The 17,322-nt window shown below is 65.1% G+C and carries 17 protein-coding genes and 1 tRNA gene; 8 read left to right on the forward strand and 10 right to left on the reverse strand.

The features are described 5' to 3' along the window. Positions 1 to 3: 3 nt before the first annotated feature. The 6 genes from AC13CR_RS02915 to AC13CR_RS02940 all read right to left on the reverse strand — a co-directional run bounded on the left by AC13CR_RS02915 (position 4) and on the right by AC13CR_RS02940 (position 7,528). Positions 4 to 1,854, reverse strand: coding sequence for an ABC transporter ATP-binding protein (locus tag AC13CR_RS02915; protein WP_292978908.1), 1,851 nt, complete (start codon positions 1,852 to 1,854; stop codon positions 4 to 6). Position 1,855: 1 nt separating this feature from the next. Beyond that, on the reverse strand, positions 1,856 to 2,884 hold the full coding sequence (locus AC13CR_RS02920; RefSeq protein WP_292955989.1) for an oligopeptide/dipeptide ABC transporter ATP-binding protein: 1,029 nt from the start codon (positions 2,882 to 2,884) through the stop codon (positions 1,856 to 1,858). Next, the gene (locus AC13CR_RS02925) at positions 2,881 to 3,978 is read right to left on the reverse strand and encodes an oligopeptide/dipeptide ABC transporter ATP-binding protein (protein ID WP_292955992.1); all 1,098 of its coding nucleotides are present in this window, start codon (positions 3,976 to 3,978) and stop codon (positions 2,881 to 2,883) included. Before AC13CR_RS02925 ends, AC13CR_RS02920 begins: the two co-directional genes overlap by 4 nt. A gap of 1 nt (position 3,979) precedes the next feature. After that, positions 3,980 to 4,906 (reverse strand): ABC transporter permease subunit, encoded by a 927-nt coding sequence (locus tag AC13CR_RS02930; RefSeq protein WP_292955995.1) that lies wholly within the window; start codon positions 4,904 to 4,906, stop codon positions 3,980 to 3,982. 3 nt (positions 4,907 to 4,909) lie between these two features. After that, a complete protein-coding gene (gene oppB / locus AC13CR_RS02935; protein ID WP_292955998.1) occupies positions 4,910 to 5,833 on the reverse strand; it encodes an oligopeptide ABC transporter permease OppB in 924 nt (307 codons plus the stop codon). A 93-nt stretch (positions 5,834 to 5,926) separates the two neighbouring features. Further along, the gene (locus AC13CR_RS02940) at positions 5,927 to 7,528 is read right to left on the reverse strand and encodes a peptide ABC transporter substrate-binding protein (RefSeq protein WP_292956001.1); all 1,602 of its coding nucleotides are present in this window, start codon (positions 7,526 to 7,528) and stop codon (positions 5,927 to 5,929) included. A gap of 129 nt (positions 7,529 to 7,657) precedes the next feature. Here AC13CR_RS02940 and cobU point away from each other — a divergent pair, with 129 nt between their 5' ends. The 5 genes from cobU (at position 7,658) to AC13CR_RS02965 (ending at position 12,513) form a co-directional block, all read left to right on the forward strand. Next, positions 7,658 to 8,188, forward strand: a complete 531-nt coding sequence (gene cobU, locus AC13CR_RS02945) for a bifunctional adenosylcobinamide kinase/adenosylcobinamide-phosphate guanylyltransferase (protein WP_292956004.1) — start codon at positions 7,658 to 7,660, stop codon at positions 8,186 to 8,188. Then, positions 8,175 to 9,128, forward strand: a complete 954-nt coding sequence (gene cobT, locus AC13CR_RS02950) for a nicotinate-nucleotide--dimethylbenzimidazole phosphoribosyltransferase (RefSeq protein ID WP_292956007.1) — start codon at positions 8,175 to 8,177, stop codon at positions 9,126 to 9,128. Before cobU ends, cobT begins: the two co-directional genes overlap by 14 nt. Then, positions 9,121 to 9,849 (forward strand): adenosylcobinamide-GDP ribazoletransferase, encoded by a 729-nt coding sequence (locus AC13CR_RS02955; protein WP_292956010.1) that lies wholly within the window; start codon positions 9,121 to 9,123, stop codon positions 9,847 to 9,849. Before cobT ends, AC13CR_RS02955 begins: the two co-directional genes overlap by 8 nt. 109 nt (positions 9,850 to 9,958) lie before the next feature. After that, positions 9,959 to 10,606: a TRAP transporter small permease subunit gene (locus AC13CR_RS02960; protein ID WP_292956013.1), complete on the forward strand. Its 648-nt coding sequence runs from the start codon at positions 9,959 to 9,961 to the stop codon at positions 10,604 to 10,606. After that, a complete protein-coding gene (locus tag AC13CR_RS02965; RefSeq protein WP_292956016.1) occupies positions 10,603 to 12,513 on the forward strand; it encodes a TRAP transporter large permease in 1,911 nt (636 codons plus the stop codon). Before AC13CR_RS02960 ends, AC13CR_RS02965 begins: the two co-directional genes overlap by 4 nt. 206 nt (positions 12,514 to 12,719) lie before the next feature. On the opposite strand, the gene AC13CR_RS02970 is transcribed toward AC13CR_RS02965, so the two are convergent. After that, the gene (locus AC13CR_RS02970; RefSeq protein WP_292956019.1) at positions 12,720 to 12,929 is read right to left on the reverse strand and encodes a DUF6324 family protein; all 210 of its coding nucleotides are present in this window, start codon (positions 12,927 to 12,929) and stop codon (positions 12,720 to 12,722) included. 104 nt (positions 12,930 to 13,033) lie between these two features. Between AC13CR_RS02970 and AC13CR_RS02975 the strand changes: the two genes are divergently transcribed. From AC13CR_RS02975 to AC13CR_RS02985, 3 genes are all read left to right on the forward strand, one after another. Beyond that, a tRNA-His gene (locus AC13CR_RS02975) sits at positions 13,034 to 13,110 on the forward strand. 192 nt (positions 13,111 to 13,302) lie between these two features. After that, the gene (locus tag AC13CR_RS02980) at positions 13,303 to 13,725 is read left to right on the forward strand and encodes an ElaB/YgaM/YqjD family protein (RefSeq protein WP_292956021.1); all 423 of its coding nucleotides are present in this window, start codon (positions 13,303 to 13,305) and stop codon (positions 13,723 to 13,725) included. A gap of 10 nt (positions 13,726 to 13,735) precedes the next feature. Continuing rightward, positions 13,736 to 14,386: a phage holin family protein gene (locus tag AC13CR_RS02985; RefSeq protein ID WP_292956023.1), complete on the forward strand. Its 651-nt coding sequence runs from the start codon at positions 13,736 to 13,738 to the stop codon at positions 14,384 to 14,386. 16 nt (positions 14,387 to 14,402) lie between these two features. On the opposite strand, the gene AC13CR_RS02990 is transcribed toward AC13CR_RS02985, so the two are convergent. The 3 genes from AC13CR_RS02990 to AC13CR_RS03000 form a co-directional block, all read right to left on the reverse strand. Next, complete coding sequence (locus AC13CR_RS02990) at positions 14,403 to 14,783, reverse strand: hypothetical protein (protein WP_292956026.1); 381 nt, start codon at positions 14,781 to 14,783, stop codon at positions 14,403 to 14,405. 76 nt (positions 14,784 to 14,859) lie between these two features. Further along, on the reverse strand, positions 14,860 to 15,219 hold the full coding sequence (locus tag AC13CR_RS02995; RefSeq protein WP_292956029.1) for a DUF1850 domain-containing protein: 360 nt from the start codon (positions 15,217 to 15,219) through the stop codon (positions 14,860 to 14,862). Continuing rightward, positions 15,216 to 17,309 carry a TRAP transporter permease gene (locus AC13CR_RS03000; RefSeq protein ID WP_292956032.1) on the reverse strand — a complete coding sequence of 698 codons (2,094 nt, stop codon included), beginning with the start codon at positions 17,307 to 17,309 and terminating at the stop codon, positions 15,216 to 15,218. The genes AC13CR_RS02995 and AC13CR_RS03000 overlap by 4 nt, the downstream gene beginning before the upstream one ends. Positions 17,310 to 17,322: the final 13 nt, after the last annotated feature.

Raw genomic sequence — 17,322 nt, forward strand, 5'->3', positions numbered from 1 at the left:
CCCTCAGCGATAGCCCTGCGCCTGAAGGTCGAACAATTCGCGATAGCGGCCTTCGCGGGCGACCAGTTCGTCATGGGTGCCCTCGTCGAGGACATGACCATCCTCGACGACGGCGATCCGGTCGGCCATCCGAACCGACGAGAACCGGTGCGAGATCAGCAGCGCCGTCCGCCCCTGCGACAGGTCCTTGAAACGCTGGAATACCTCGAATTCGGCGCGGGCGTCCAGGGCTGCGGTGGGTTCGTCCAGGACCAGCACCTGCGCGTCGCGCATATAGGCCCGCGCGATGGCCAGTTTCTGCCATTCGCCACCCGACAGATCCAGCCCGCGCGCGAAACGCTTGCCGACCATCTGGTCGTATCCTTCGGGCAGTTTCGCGATCACCTGATCGGCCAGGGCGCGGGCGGCGGCGGCCCGGATGCGGTCGCGGTCGGCGCGCGCCTCGATCCGGCCGGTGGCGATATTGTCGGCGGCGGACATCGCGTAGCGCACGAAATCCTGGAAGATCACGCCAATGGCGGCGCGCAGCGCGTCCAGATCGTAATCGCGCAGATCGCGACCGTCCAGCAGGATGCGGCCCTCGGCCGGATCGTAAAGGCGGGACAGCAGCTTGACGATCGTGGTCTTGCCGGCGCCGTTCTCGCCCACCAGCGCCACGGTTTCGCCCGCGCGCAGGTGAAAGGACAGATGCCGCACGGCCCAGCGTTCCGCGCCCGGATAGCGGAAGCCGACATCCTCGAAGGTGATGCCGTGCCGGATGGGCAGGGGAACCGGCAGGGCATCCGCGGGGGATGCGATGGCGGGCACCTCGTCGAAGAAACGGTAGAGGTCGTCCAGATACAGCGCCTGTCCCGCCATGTCGGAAAACGAGGTCAGCAAGCCCTCGATCAGGCCGCGCAGGCGCAGGAAGCTGCCCGACAGGAAGGTCAGGTCGCCCAGCGACAGGGCGCCGGTCAGGGTGCGGGCGATGATCCACAGATAGGCGCCGTAATAGAACAGCGTGCCGATGCCCGTCAGCGCCGCCATGACCGCAAGCTGGCGGCGATTGATGGCGCGGTTCTCGGCATAGAAGCGTTCGGCCAGTTCCCGATAGCGGTCGCGCAGGAACCGGTTGAGACCGAAGATCTTGACTTCCTTGGCCGATTCCGAGGTCGCGCCGATCATCCGCAGATAATCGCGTTCCCGCCGTTCGGGTGCGCGGCGCCAGTTCATCTGGTAAAGCATAGCGTTGAAATGCAACTGTCCGATCAGCGTCGGGATCAGCGCCACCGCCAACAGGATCACCAGCCAGGGATTATAGGCGATCAGGCCCGCCCCGAAACTGGCCACCGTCACGCCGTCCTGCAATTGCTGCATCATCTGGCCCACCAGAGGGATACGGCCCATGGTCTGGCGGCGGGCGCGGTCCAGCCGGTCCTGAAAACCGGCATCCTCGAAACTGGCCAGGTCCAGATCGGCGGCGTGGTCCATCAGCCGCACCGACAGAGAGATGACCAGCCTTTCCTGCAACAGGCTGTCGGCGTAGCCGACCAGACGCCCGATCAGGTCCGAGGCCAGCGCAAGGCCCAGTTCCGCCGCGATCAGCAGGCCCAGATAATCCGCAAGGCCCGATTGCCACCAATCCGAGACCCCCTCGGGGCGGGTTTGCAGCGCGCCCAGGCGCACCACCTCGTCGATGATCAGCTTGCCGATCCACAGCATCGAGACCGGCAGCACCGCCCGCACCAGCCGCAGCAGGATCATCGCCAGCGTCAGGCCTGGGCTGGCGCGCCAGACCATCGCCATGAAGGGCGGCAGGTTCTTCAGCGCCGCCCAACGCGCGGCAAAACCGGGCGCCTCGGCGGGCGCGGCCACGTCAGGCCGCCCGGACCGCACGAGCGCGGGCGATTTCCTCGTCGCTCAGCGGACCGGGGAAATGGCAGGCGGTCTGGTGGGCGTCGCCCAAAAGCGCGGGAACCTGCCGGGCACAGACCGGCTGCGCGCGCGGGCATCGGGTCCGGAACACGCAGCCGGAAGGCGGGCTCATCGGTGACGGCAAATCGCCTGCCAGCGGCACGACGGTCGCGGCGGGGTCGTAATCCGGGTCCGGAACCGGCACCGCCGACAGCAGCGCCTGCGTGTAGGGGTGCTGCGGGTCGGCGAACAGATCGTCGGTCGTGCCGATCTCCATCACCTTGCCCAGATACAGCACCATCACCCGGTCGCTGATATGCTTCACCACCGACAGGTCATGGGCAATGAAGATCAGCGCCAGGCCCAGTTCGCGCTGCAACCGGATCAGCAGGTTGATCACCTGCGCCTGGATCGAGACGTCCAGCGCCGAGACCGGTTCGTCGCAGATGATCAGCTTCGGCTCGACGATCAGGGCGCGGGCGATGCCGATCCGCTGGCATTGCCCGCCGCTGAATTCATGCGGATAGCGGTTGATCTGATTGGGCAGCAGCCCGACCTTTTCCATCATCGCCTTGACCCGTTCCTTCACCTCGGCCGATTTCAGGCCGGGGCGATGGGTTTTCAGCGGCTCGGCGATGATCTGGCCCACGGTCATGCGCGGGTTCAGGCTGGCCAGCGGATCCTGGAACACCATCTGGATATCGCTGCGATAGGTCATCATCTGGCGCGGCGACAGGCCGATCAGGTCGCGCCCGTCGATCCATTCGGCCCGACCCGCGGCCGGGACCAGACCGATCAGCGCGCGGGCCAGGGTGGATTTGCCACAACCCGATTCACCCACGACGCCCAGGGTCTCGCCGGGATCCAGCGTGAAATCGACGCCGCTGACGGCATGAAGCGGCAGGGGCGCGGCCCAGGGCATCGCACCCTCGCGCCGGATCCGGAAGGTCACGCGCAGGTCGTGCACATCGAGCAGGGGTCGGGTCATCATTCATCCACCTTGCTGGGGGTTCCGGCCATGCCCGCGCCCGCCAGCGCGGCCCTCGGCACCGGTTCGTCGCGAGAGGGCGCGCGCGTGCCGGTTTCCAGATCGTCCAGCCGGGCGTTGTGGCGATGCGCCCGAACATCGGCCAGCGGCGCGAAACAGGCCCTTGCGCGGGCCGGCGCGAAATCTTCCAGCGGTGGGCGCAGGCTGGCGCAGTCCGCGCGCCGATAGGGGCAGCGCGGCTCGAAGGCGCAACCGGCGGGCGGATGCGTCATGTTGGGCGGCGCGCCGGGAATGACCGACAGCGTGTCGCCCTGCTGGTCGATCCTCGGGATCGCCGCCAGCAGCCCCTGCGTATAGGGATGGGCGGGGTCGTGAAACAGCGGCCCCACCGGTCCGGTTTCGCGGATCCGGCCACCATACATGACCGCGACACGTTCGCATGAACCGGCGACGACGCCCAGATCATGGGTGATCAGGACCATCGCCATGCCGAATTCGCGTTGCAGATCGGCCAGCAGGGTCATGATCTGCGCCTGCACGGTCACGTCCAGCGCCGTCGTCGGTTCGTCCGCGATCAGCAGTTGCGGCCGGCACAGCAGCGCCATCGCGATCATCACGCGCTGCCGCATTCCGCCGCTGAATTCATGCGGATACAGCCGGACGCGGCCCTTGGCGTCGGGGATCCGCACGGCGTCCAGCATCTGCACGGCTTCAGCCACCGCTTGCCGCTTGCCCATGCCCTTGTGCAGCATCAGCACCTCGGCCATCTGGTCGGCCACCCGCATATAGGGGTTCAGCGAGGTCATCGGATCCTGAAAGATCATCGCGATCTTTTCCGCCCGGATGTGGTTCAGCACCTTCGCCCGCGCGTTCAGGATGTCCTGCCCGTCGAAGACGACGCGGCCCGACGCCCGTCCGTTGCGCGCCAGCAATCCCATGACTGCAAAGGACAATTGCGACTTTCCCGAGCCGGATTCCCCGACGATGCCCAGCGTTTCGCCCGCATCGATGGACAGGCTGACCTCGTTGACCGCCTGGACCTCGCCATCATTGGTGGCGAAGCGGACGGACAGGTCATGCAGTTCCAGCAGGGCCATCTCAGCGATCCTTCGGGTCAAGGGCGTCGCGCAGGCCGTCGCCCACGAAGAAGAAGCCGAACAGCGTGATGACAAAGAAGAAAAGCGGAAAGGCCAACTGCCACAATGTGCCGTAATTCATCGTGCCCGCACCTTCGGAGATCAGCGCCCCCCACGAGGTCAGCGGTTCCTGCACGCCAAGCCCCAGGAAGCTGATGAAGCTTTCGGTCAGGATCATCAGCGGCACCAGCAGCGTGGCATAGACCGCGACCACGCCCAGCAGGTTCGGCACGACATGGCGCAGGACGATCTTCCATGCGGGAACGCCGATGGCGCGGGCGGCCTCGATGAATTCGCGGTTCTTCAGGCTCAGCGTCTGGCCGCGCACGATGCGCGACATGTCCAGCCACGAGATCAGCCCGATGCCCAGAAACAGCATCGACATCGACCGGCCGAACATCACCAGCAGCAGGATCAGCACGAACATGTAGGGGATCGACATCAGGATATCGACGGCGCGCATCATGAACTGGTCGGTGCGCCCGCCCACATAGCCCGCCGTCGCGCCGTAAAGCGTGCCGACGACAACCGCGATCGCGGCGCCGACGATGCCGACCATCAGCGAAATCTGCGTGCCCTGAACGGTGCGCGCGAACAGGTCGCGGCCCAGATCGTCGGTGCCGAAATAATGTCCGTTCTGCAACGAGGGCATGCCCATCTGCGCCACCTGGCCCATGACGGTAAAGTCCAGCTCGTCATTCGACCAGGCGGCGACATATTCGCCCAGCAGCGCGAAAAGCCCGACCAGGATCAGGATGATCAACCCGGCCATCGCCGCCTTGTTGCGAACGAACCGCTTGCGCGCGTCGGCCCAGGGGCTGCGGCCGCGAACCTCGTCCTGCGACAGGCGGGCGGCCAGCGATTGCATCTTGCGTTCTTCGATGACCATGGCTCAGTACCGGATCTTCGGGTCGATCCACGCATAGAGGATATCGACGACAAGGTTGAAAAGAATGGTCAGCGCCCCGACCAGGATCGTGACCCCCATCATCACCGCGTAGTCGCGGTTCAGCGCCGAATCGACGAAGGCCTTGCCGATGCCGCCGGTCGAGAAATAGACATCGATCACCACCGATCCGGTGATCATCGACACGAAGACCGGTCCCAGATAGCTGATGACGGGCAGCAGCGCGGGCTTCAGCGCGTGGCGCAGGATGACGCGATGTTCGGGCATTCCCTTGGCGCGGGCGGTGCGGATATGATTCGAGCCCAGCACCTCGAGCATCGAGGACCGGGTGATCCGCGCGATCGAGGCCATGTAGCTGGTGCCAAGCGCGATCACCGGCATGATCCAGTAGCTGGGATCCTCGAAGCTCCATCCGCCGCCGGGCAGCATCCTGTACCACAGCGTGAAGACCAGAACCAGGATCGGTGCCATCACGAAATTCGGCAGAACCTGGGCCCCGATCGAGATGCCGACGGCCAGATAATCCAGAAAACCGTTGTGCCAGATCGCGGCGACCACGCCCAGACCGACGCCGACCACCACCGCGGCGATGAAGGACAGTGTGCCATAGGTCAGCGTGACCGGAAAACCGGCCGCGATCAGCTGGTTCACCGTGCGATCGGGATAGACGAAGCTGGGCCCGAAATCGAAATTCGCGACGATGCCCCAGAGATAGCTGGCGATCTGCCGCCACAGAGGCTGATCCAGCCCGTATTTGGCATTCAGATTGGCGATGACCTGCGGCGGCAGCGCGCGTTCCTGGGTGAAGGGACCACCCGGCGCCATGTGCATCAGGACGAAGGAAAAGACGATCAGCAAAAGCAGCGTCGGTATCGCCACCGCCAGTCGCCGCATGATGTAGGCGAACATCGGCTCGGCCTCCCTGCGGAAGATGGGTCAGGTTCTATGACTGAATACCGGAAGGGGGCAACCCCTTCCGGCAAGAGGGCGGATCGGCCGGCCTCAATCGGCCAGACGATACAGATCCTTGGCGTACCAGGTGTTCAGCACGTTTTCGGTGGGCAGTCCTTTGATCCTTGGGCTGATCATGTCCACCTTGGCATAGTGATAGACAAAGGCCGCCGGCACCTCTTCGGCCAGGATTTCCTCGGCCCGCTTGTAAAGCGGCGTGGTATCCTCGGCGGTCTTCGAATCGGCCATCAGCTTGTCGTATTCGGCGTTCGACCATTTGCCGCTGTTGTAGCCGTCGGTGCGGAACCAGTCGAGAAAGGTCGAGGCTTCGTTGTAATCGCCGCACCAGGCATAGCGGGCCACGTCGAAATCCTGATTCTGCAGGCGGTCGGTGTGAACCTTCCATTCGACATTGTTCAGGGTGACGTTGACGCCCAGCGGCTTCCAGAACTGCTGCACGGCGATGGCCAGCTTCTTGTGGCTCTCGTCGGTGTTGTATTGCAGTGTCAGGTTCAGCGGATTGTCGGGACCGTAGCCGGCCTCGGCCAGCAATTCCTTGGCCTTGGCGGTCTTTTCCTGCTGACTCAGCGTGGCCAGTTCGGTCTCAGGCTGCTCGAAGCCCTCGATCGCCCAATGCGTCCAGGTCGTCGCCGGCCTCTGACCGCCTTGCAGCACGTTGTCGACGATGATGTCGCGGTTGATGGCCAGCGACAGGGCCCTGCGCACCCGCACATCCTTCAACGCCTCGGGCCCCTTCTCCGAGACATTGTAGATATAGGCATAGGAACAGGCATAGGGGATCGAGGTGGCCTGATCGGGATATTCCTGCTTCAGACGCGGGTATTGCCCGGCCGGGATCTGCACGCGGTCCAGTTCGCCGGCCTGATAGCGGGTCAGGGCAACGTTGTTGTCGTTGACGGTGACGCCCTTGACGGTTTCCATCAGGACATTCTCGGCATCCCAGTAATCCGGGTTCTTCTTCAGCGTGATATCGACGCCCAGATTGTGGCTTTCCAGCACGAAGGCGCCGTTGCCGACCAGCTTGCCGGGCTGGGTCCAGTTGTCGCCCTCGGCCTCGATCACCTTCTGCGGCACCGGATAGGTGGTGGCGTGGGACAGGGTCTTGATGAAATAGGGTGTCGGCGTGGTCAGCGTCACCTCCAGCGTCTTGTCGTCGATGGCCTTGACCCCCAGTTCTTCGGGGCTCTTTTCGCCCTTCACGATCTCGGTCGCGTTGACGATGTTCATCAGTTCCATGAACCACGCATATTCCGAGGCCGTCTCGGGGTCGACCACACGCCGCCAGGCATAGACGAAATCGCCCGCCGTGACCGGATCGCCGTTCGACCATTTGGCGTCGCGCAGACGGAAGGTATAGGTCAGCTTGTCGTCGCTTTCCTCGAAGCTTTCGGCGACGCCGGGGATCATCGCGCCCTTCGCGTCCTCGTTCATCAATCCCTCGAACAGGGACCGCAACACGTCCGAACCCTCGACGTCCGTGTTCTTCGCCGGGTCCAGCGACTTGATCGCGTCCAGCAGCCAGTAGGTATAGGTCTGGTTCTGGGCCAGCTTCTCGCCCTCGGCGGGCTGGACGGCGAGGGCTGGCATCGCCAGGGCCGCCAGCAGCGCGGTGGTGGTGAAGAGTTTCATCATGGATATGCCTCCAAGTTGAGTCGGTGTCTGATCTGCACCTGAATGGCGAGAAACTAGTCGAAACCAAAGGCGGGTAAAGCCGGTTCTGCGCCTTTCATTGCGCCCGATGCTGTGAAACAGATAGCGACGATGAGCGAACGGGGACATATCACGCTGGTGACGGGGGGCGCGCGTTCGGGCAAGTCGGCGCTGGCCGAACGGCTGGCCGCGCGGCATGGCGGCAGCCGCATCTATATCGCCACGGCCGAGGTCGGTGACGATGAAATGTCCCACAGAATCGCGGAACATCAACGCCGTCGCGGGACCGGATGGATCACCCTGGAAGAGCCGCTGGATCTGACGGGCGCGCTGGATCGCAGCGACGGGCAGGGGGTGCGACTGGTCGATTGCCTGACCCTGTGGCTGGCCAATTGCAGGGGCTCGGCGGATATCGGCGCATTATGCATGACGCTGCGTCAGCAAACCTGTCCTGTCGTGCTGGTCACGAACGAACTGGGCCAGGGAATCGTGCCCGGCAACGCGCTGGCGCGGCAATTCCGGGACCGGCATGGCTGGATGAATCAGGCGGTGGCGCAGATCGCCGACCAGGTCTGGCTGTCGGTGTCTGGCCAGCCGATGCGGCTGAAACCCCCGCGGGAGAATCCGGATGACATCCTTTGACGAAACCGCCGCCAAGGCGGCGCGCGACAGGCAGAACAGCCTGACCAAACCGCCGGGCTCGCTGGGCCGGCTTGAGGATCTGGCCGTGTTCATGGCCGGCTGGCAGGGGCGGGCCAGGCCTCGCCTCGAACGCGCGCAGGCGCTGGTCTTTGCGGGCAATCACGGGGTGGTCGCGCAGAACGTGAACCCGTTTCCGGCCGAGGTGACGGCGCTGATGGTGGCCAATTTCAGCGCCGGCGGGGCGGCGATCAACCAGTTGTGTCGCGTGGCCGGGGCCGATCTGTCCGTCGTCGCCCTGGAACTGGACCGCCCGACCGCTGATTTCACCCAGAACGTGGCCATGACGCCGGACGAGGTTCGCGCGGCGATGCAGGCGGGGGCCGATGCGGTGGATTCGCAGGCCGACGTCCTGCTGCTGGGCGAGATGGGCATCGGCAATTCCACCGTCGCCGCGGTGCTGGCCGCGTGGACCTTTGGCGGCCGGGCCGAGGATTGGGTCGGTCCCGGCACCGGCGCCGAGGGCGAGATCCTCGCCAACAAGCTGCGTGCCGTGACCGCGGGGCTGGCCCGCCACGATCCGATGACGGCGGCCGACGCATTGGCGGCGTTCGGAGGACGCGAACAGGCGGCGCTTTGCGGCGCCATCCTGCGCGCGCGTGAACTGGGCCTGCCGGTGATTCTGGACGGGTTCATCTGCACGGCCGCCGCAGCGGTGCTGACCCGTGACGATCCGGACGCGCTGAGCCATTGCCTGAGTGGACATGAAAGCGCCGAACCGGGCCACCGCCGCCTGATCGCCGCGCTTGGCCTGCGTCCGATCCTGTCGCTGGACATGCGCCTGGGCGAGGGATCGGGCGCGGCGGTGGCGCTGATGGTGCTGCGCGGTGCCCTGGCCTGCCATGACGGCATGGCAACCTTCTCCGAGGCCGGGATTGGCTAGGCTGCATCAGCTGGTACTGGCGCTGGTCTTCCTGACGCGCCTGCCGCTGGCACGCCTGCTGCCGGGCCATCCCATGACCCTGGGGGCCGGCGCATGGGCCTTTCCGCTGGCCGGCGCGCTGGTCGGGGCGCTGGCCTCGGTGCCGCTGCTTCTGGTCCAGCCGCCGCTGCTGGCGGCCGGCCTGTCGCTGGCGCTGTCGGTCTGCCTGACCGGGGCGCTGCACGAGGATGCACTGGCCGATTTCGCCGATGCCCATGGCGGTGGGGATCGCGAGGCCCGTCTGCGGATCATGCGCGATTCGCGGATCGGCAGCTATGGCGTGATGGCGCTGATCGTGACATCGCTTTTGCGGGTTGCGGCGCTGGCCGTGCTTGGCCCGGCGGCGCTGATTGCCTCGGCCGCGGGCGGGCGGGCCGCGATCGTCGTCGCGATGCGGGTGTTGCCGCCCGCGCGTCCCGATGGGCTGGGCCGCGCAGCCGGGCGGCCGGGGCACGGAGCGCTGGCCGCCGCATTGCTGATCGCCCTGGCCGCCCTGCTGCCGGCCGGCCGCGATGCGGTCCCGGCGCTGGCCCTGGGCGCCGCGGCGGCGGGCCTGACCATGCGGCGGGCCCAAAACCTGATCAATGGGCAAAGCGGCGACGTGCTGGGAACGGTTTCCGTCCTGACCGAGACCGCGATGATGACCGGCTTTGCCATGACTGCCCCCGCGGCCCTGTTCTGAAATCCTTGACCCCTTTGGGCCCTTCGCGCATATGGAACCCGATCTGCAGACCGGTCGGAGAAACCGGCCTCGTCGCCCCTGCGGCGGCGATGTGAGGGAGGATAGTTCAATGGGCGGCCTACTGGCCCTGTCGCGCGGCATCGACCGCGTCAACACGCTGATCGGGCGCAGTGCATCGTGGCTGATCCTGCTGGCGATCTTCGTCAGCGCGACCAACGCGGTCGTGCGCAAGATGTTCAGCATTTCGTCGAATGCCTGGCTGGAATTGCAATGGTATCTCTATGGCGGCGCATTCCTGCTGGCGGCGGCCTATACGCTGCTGGAAAACGAACATATCCGCATCGACATCATCTATGGCGCCTGGTCGCGGCGGGTTCAGCACTGGATCGACCTTCTGGGCACGATCTTCTTTCTGATGCCGGTCGTTCTGGTCGCGCTTTACTACATGTATCCCTGGCTCCTGCGCAGCATCAACTCGGGCGAGGTGTCGATGAACGCGGGCGGGCTGATCCTGTGGCCGGCCAAGTCGCTGTTGTTCGCGGGTTTCGTGCTGTTGCTGTTTCAGGGTCTGTCCGAGATCATCAAGAAGATCGCCGTCATGCGCGGCGTGATCCCCGATCCCTTCCCCGATGCCGGCCATCACGTGCCGCTGGAGATGGACCCCGGCCTGATCGACCAGGCCGGATTTGCGGATCCGGACCATCCGCTGACGGACCTGCCGAAGGACGGCTCGGGCCGCAAGGATGACCGCGGATGATGGAACTCATTGCGCAGAACATGGCGCCGATCATGTTCGTCTCGCTGATCGTCTTCTTGCTGATCGGCTATCCCGTGGCCTTCGCGCTTGGCGCGAACGGGCTGTTGTTCTTTGTCATCGGGGTCGAGCTTGCACCGCTGTCGAACGGCAGCATCAACCTGTCATGGCCACTGCTTCGGGCGATCCCCGACCGATTCTTCGGAGGCGTCGTCGCCAACGAGACATTGCTGGCCGTGCCCTTCTTCACCTTCATGGGGATCGTGCTGGAAAAATCCGGCATGGCCGAGGATCTGCTGGACACGATCGGCCAGCTGTTCGGCCCCGTGCGCGGCGGTCTGGCCTATGCGGTGATCATCGTCGGCGCGCTGCTGGCGGCCACGACCGGCGTCGTCGCGGCCTCGGTCATCGCGATGGGGCTGATCTCGCTGCCGATCATGTTGCGCTATGGCTATGATCGCCGGGTGGCGACCGGGGCGATCGCGGCCTCGGGGACGTTGGCGCAGATCATCCCGCCCTCGCTGGTCCTGATCATCCTGGCCGACCAGCTGGGCCGTTCGGTGGGCGACATGTACAAGGGCGCGCTGATCCCCGGCCTGGTGCTGACCGGCATCTACCTGGGCTATGTCTTCGTGATGTCGATCATCCGCCCGCATTCGGTTCCCGCGCTGCCGAAAGAGGCGCGGACGCTGGGCTCGGGCGTCATGTCGCTGCTGGTTGCGCTGGCGGGAACGGTCGCGGTCTTCTGGCTGTCCTGGAAGTGGCTGTATCCGACGCAGGGCAACGACGCCGACATCCTGGCGGCGGCGCTGGCAGTGATCGTCGTCTATGTCGTCGCGGTGATCGACAAGACCCTGAAGATCGGGCTGATGTCGCGGCTGGCCCAGCAGGTCATCATCGTGCTGATCCCGCCGCTGGCGCTGATCTTCCTGGTTCTCGGCACCATCTTCTTGGGCGTCGCCACCCCGACCGAGGGCGGGGCCATGGGGGCGGTGGGCGCGCTGATCCTGGCCGGGGCCAAGCGCCGGCTGAGCCTGGGCGTGATCAGCGCCGCGCTGGCCTCGACCACGCGGCTGTCGGCCTTCGTCATGTTCATCCTGATCGGCGCCCGGGTCTTTTCGCTGACCTTCTACGGTGTCAACGGCCATCTGTGGGTCGAGGAACTGCTGACCTCGTTGCCGGGCGGCGAATACGGCTTTCTGATCGCCGTCTCGTTCCTGGTCTTCATCCTGGCGTTCTTTCTGGATTTCTTCGAACTGGCCTTCATCATCGTGCCGCTGCTGGCCCCCGCGGCCGAAAGTCTTGGCATCGACCTGATCTGGTTCGGCGTGATCCTGGGCGTCAACATGCAGACCAGCTTCATGCACCCGCCCTTCGGTTTCGCGCTGTTCTACCTGCGATCGGTCGCCCCCAAGGCGCCCTATCTGGACCGGGTGACGGGACTGCGGATGGAACCGGTCAAGACCAGCCAGATCTATTGGGGCGCGGTGCCTTTCGTCTTCATCCAGATCGTGATGATCGCGGTGGTGATCACCTTTCCGCAGCTTGTCATGCATTACAAGGGCGCCCCGGTGGACACCTCGAACATCAAGATCGAGATCCCCTCGGGCGGTTTCGGCGGGGTCGATTCCGGCGGTGGTTTCGGCAGTCTCGGCGGGCTGGGCGGATCACCGTTCGGCGGCGGATCGCCCGGCGCGGGCAGCGGATCCGGTCAACCGGGCGGCGGCCTGGGCGGGGGCCTCGGCGGCCCGCCGAATTTCGGCGCGTCCCCGGGCGGCACCGGAACGCCGACGCCCGACCCGGTCCCGGACGCGAATACCGGACAGACCGGGGCCGGCCAGGACAGCCCTGGCGGCGGTCTGGGTGGTGGTTTCGGCAGCCCGCCGCCGGGATTGTCTGGGGGCAACTAGGCGTCGCTTGCGCAAGACGCATCGGGACGGCCGCCTCACGGGCGGCCGTTGATGATTGTCCCGATCGGACAGGAAAGGTCTGGGTGCGCGGTTTCAATGCCTGCGATGGATGACGATCCCGCCGCGCGTCCGGCGTTTCCCGGCAGGGATAGCGGCTTCGGAACCGCATGAGCCGGAGGCCATGCCGCTGCCGATGGCGACAGGGGTCAGCGGCGGGGCTTGCCGCCCTTGCGGCTCATGCTGCGCGCGGCTTCGGCGGCCGCAAGCAGTTCCTCGGCAATCTCGGTTGCCTCGTCGGGATCGAAATCCAGCGGCAGATCCAGGCCCTCGGCTTCAAGATAGATCCGGACCATGCCCTGATCGGTTGGACCGACCTGAAGATTGGCGGCGATGGTGCTTTGGCTGTTGATGCTCACGGAAACGGTTCCTCGCGCTTGGCTGACATTCTGTAGCGCGCCGCGCAATTCGCGGCAAGTCGGGCTTGCAACCCGCAGCGGCCGGGTTTACAGACCAGTCCCGTGCCGCCTTAGCTCAGTTGGTCAGAGCGCTGGATTGTGGATCCAGAGGTCCCCCGTTCAAGCCGGGGAGGCGGTACCATCCTTCCTTCCGTGCAATTTCCGCTTCCGCCACAGGCTGATGGCCCGGCCTGTTGCTGCCATGCGCCCATTCCCGCGGCACGACAGGGAAGGCCGGGCAGCGGCACAATTTACCGGAAAACTGCGGAACAATGCTGGCCAAGTTGTGTTGTGGCTTCGAAGGTCAACCAAGGCCAACGAAAGGACGAAAATCATGACCCATTCCGACGATGCAGCCAACAAGATGAAGCGCGACGCTCAGGCTGCGGCCAGCGAGGCGAAGAATGATCTCCGCGAGGGGGCCGGCCGCGTGGGCGACGATGTTCGCAGGACGGCACGCGACCTTGGTGACAATGCCGGGATCGACCGGCTCAAGGAACGGGGTGCCGATCTGGCCGAGACGGGGCGCGAATATGCCAACCGCGCCCGTGAGGCCGGAGAGGAATATGCCGAACGCGCCCGCGAAGAGGCGAACCGCCTTTATGAGACCGGTCAGCGCAAGGCGAACGAGGTCGCCCATTATGCCGAGGAACGCTATGACGAGGTATCCGAGATGGTGCGGCGCCATCCGGCTCAGGCATTGGGGATCGCAGCGGGCGTCGGTTTCCTTGTCGGATTGATCCTGGCACGTCGCTGAGGTCGGCCGCATGTTCGATTATGTCAACCGGCTGCAACTGGCCGCCAAGGATTCCGCAAGACGGACGGTGATGAAGGTTGTGGCCGGGCTGATCCTGGCGATCGGCGCCGGCTTTCTGATCGCGGCATTATGGTCGTATCTCGCGATCAATCTCGGCTGGGGTCCGATGTTGGCATCCCTCGCCATCGGCGGCGGATTCGTGGCGATCGCATTGATTCTGCTGATGGTTTCCAACCGTCAGCGTCACGCGATGCCGACCACGGACGACCTGAAGCGCGAGGTCGAGGCGCGCGTGACGCTGGCCACCGACGCCGCTGTCGAGCGCGCCCGCACCGAAGCTTCGCGTCTGGTCGATTTGGCGGGCAGCCGCGCGCAATCCCTGCTGGACGATGCGGGCGATCGGGTCGGCAGGATTGCCGATGATACCGGGCAGCGATTCTACGGCTTGGCACGGTCGGTCGGGATCACGCCCCAGAACATGGCTCGTGCCAAGGCGGATGCGGGGCAGGTCAGGGACGGCGCGAAACGGGCTGCAGACAGCAATGCCGGCAGCATGGCCAAGTTGATCGGGGCTTTCGCGATCGGGGTCACGCTGGCAGCCAAGTTGCAGGAACGGCGGCAAGGACCCAAGACCGTCTTCGACGACGACGATCTGATGTAGATAAAGACTTCGCCGCTCAGCCTGCGCGGCGAAGGCCAGTCAGGGAATTGACCAGATGGCTCAGATCCTCGCGCGTGAATGGCGAGGTCAGGCTGCGCCAGCCTTTCCGTATCACCTCGGTCACGGGGTCGTCGCCGGCTCGGATGACGATTTCTGCGCCGTTCGCGATTGCCCAATCGGCAAGGCCGCTATCCTCGACCTCCTGCACGTTCATCTTCGTGACGATCACGGGAACCTCATCGGCACTCGGTGATACCTGCGAAACAAGCTCGGACGGAAAGCGCAGATGAATCACGTCACAGCCGGGACAGGCGGCGAGAAGGCCGGCGCACATGTCGCGGGCCACGAAGGTATCGCGTTCGATCACGATGAAACTGTAGCCGGATTGAGTCATCATGCGTCCACCTTTCCATCTCGGCGTCTTTTGATCAACTCAATTTAGATCAAGCCCGCGAATCTCTGTCTGGTATGGATCAGGGGCAGGGCCGCAAGATGATGGGGTCGGAACGGGCCATGCCGATTTCGCGGCAGGTCGCGTCGTCGCAGATCCGCCAACCGCCCCCGGTTGCCCCACTTGCCGCCAGGATCAGCTTGTCCCGGGGTGGAAGATCCGGCGTCCAGACCCACCATCCATCGACCAGGCGCGCATCAGGCCCAGGCTCCATCCCCGCGCCCGAACCCTTGATCGCGGCGCCGGCAAGCACCAGCTTGTCGCCCTCGATCCGCCACTCCTCGCGCCAGATCTGCCGCTCGACCGAATGGGTCCATTCCAGACGGAAATCGGCCCCGGAAAGCGCCAGCGTCACCATTCCCGCCAGCAGACAGCCGCTCATGCCGCACGCGTCCGCAGCCACCAGACCCCTGCAAACAAGGCGGCCAGCGCAAAGCCGATCTCGTCGGTCAGGGGCAGGGCGGCGATCATGGTAAAGGCGGCAGCCGCGGCCAGCAGCCGCTGCCAGACGGGCAGCCTGTGTCCCAGCCAGCCGATCACCGCCACGCCCCACAGCCCGATGGCCAGCACGGATTTGCCGACGATATAGGCCACGGCAGGGGCAAATCCGACAGATGCGACCAGCGGCCCCCCGTCTTGCAGCATCAGGGCGGGCGTATAGACGGCCATGAAGGGAATGACGAAGCCTGCCGCTGCGACCTTCAGCGCCTCCATGCTGATCTTCAGGCCGTTTTCCCTGGCGATGGGCGCGGCCGCGAAACAGGCCAGCGCGACCGGCGGCGTCAGGTCGGCGAGGATGCCGAAATAGAAGACGAACATGTGGCTGACGATCAGCGGCACGCCCAATTGCAATAACGCGGGCGCGGCGATGGTCGAGGTGATGATATAGTTCGGGATCGTCGGAATCCCCATGCCAAGAACGATACAGGTCAGCATGGTCAGGATCAGCGACAGGATCAGGCTGTTCTGCCCGACCGAGACGATGTAGATTCCGAATGTGTTGGCCGCCCCCGTCAGGGTCATGGTGCCGATGATGACGCCGACCAGCGCGGTGGCGACGCCCACCGGCAGGGCGGTCTTGGCGCCTTCGGCAAGGCTGTCGATGACCTGACGGATGGTCTCGCGTCCGCCTCTGGACAACAGGTTCCAGGCCAGCAGCGCGCCGATGCCGCCCCACAGGGCCGTGTTTCCGAAACGCAGGAAACTGCCCGCGACCAGGCCGAGGCCGATCCAGAAGATCACCTTCAGCACCATCGAAGGCAGGCCAAGCGCGGCGGATGTGCCAAGGATCAGCATGATCGTCAGGCCCAGACCCACCGTGCCCGCGAAAAGCGGCGTATAGCCCGAGAACAGCAGATAGACCAGCATTGCCAGCGGCAGCAGCAGATACCAGTTCTCGCGCAGGGCCGCGACGGCCGAGGGCAGATCCTCCTTTGCCATGCCGCGCAGGTTACGGCGTCCGGCCTCGAGATGGACGATCCAGAAGGCGCTGGCGAAATAGAGGATGGCGGGAATGATCGCGGCGCGGACAATCTCGACATAGGCGACGCCCAATGTCTCGGCCATGATGAAGGCGACCGCCCCCATCACCGGCGGCATGATCTGCCCGCCCATAGAGGCGGTGGATTCGACCCCGCCGGCGAAGGCCGCGCGATAGCCGAAGCGTTTCATCAGCGGAATCGTGAACTGCCCGGTGGTGACGACATTGGCCACGCCGGACCCCGAAATCGTACCCATCAGCCCCGACGAGATCACCGAAACCTTCGCCGCACCACCCATCCTGTGCCCGACCATGCCCAGCGACACGTCGGTGAACAGCTTGATCATCCCGGCCTTTTCCAGAAAGGATCCGAACAGGATGAACAGGAAGATATAGGTCGTGCTGACATAGAGCGGCGTGCCGTAGATACCTTCGGTGCCATAGGCCATCTGTTCGACAACCTGGCCCAGATCATAGCCGCGCGTGACCATGGGTCCGGGAAAATACTGCCCGAACAGGGCATAGATCAGGAACAATCCGGCCACGATCGGAAGCGCCGGCCCCATTACCGCGTAGGCGGCAGCAAAGGTGGCGATCAGGGCGATGATGCCGATCACGATATCGGTCCGGTTCAGCATCCCCGACCGCATCATCAGCGGAACGTATTCCACCCATTGATAGCCGGCGACCAGAACGCCGGCGCCGGCCATCACCCAGGCCAGCGTCTTCGGCAGCAGGCCGGTTCGCCCGCGCAGGGCCGCCAGCAGCGGAAACCCGAGCAGCATCAGAAAGCCCAGATGCAACGCGCGCTGGATCTGGCTGGACAGGGTGATCAGATGGGCCGCGATCGCGATCTGGTAAAGCGAGAAGGCGACAGCGATCCAGAACAGAAGCCGCCCCTCGAAGCCGGGCGGAAAGCTTTCGGCCAGCGGGTCGTGAAGCCCCAGATCGGGATCGCCCGCCGGTGCGGCGTGCTGTTGCGCTGTGGTCATTCGGGGATCCCGC

The sequence above is a fragment of the Paracoccus sp. L-17 genome (assembly GCF_056857655.1).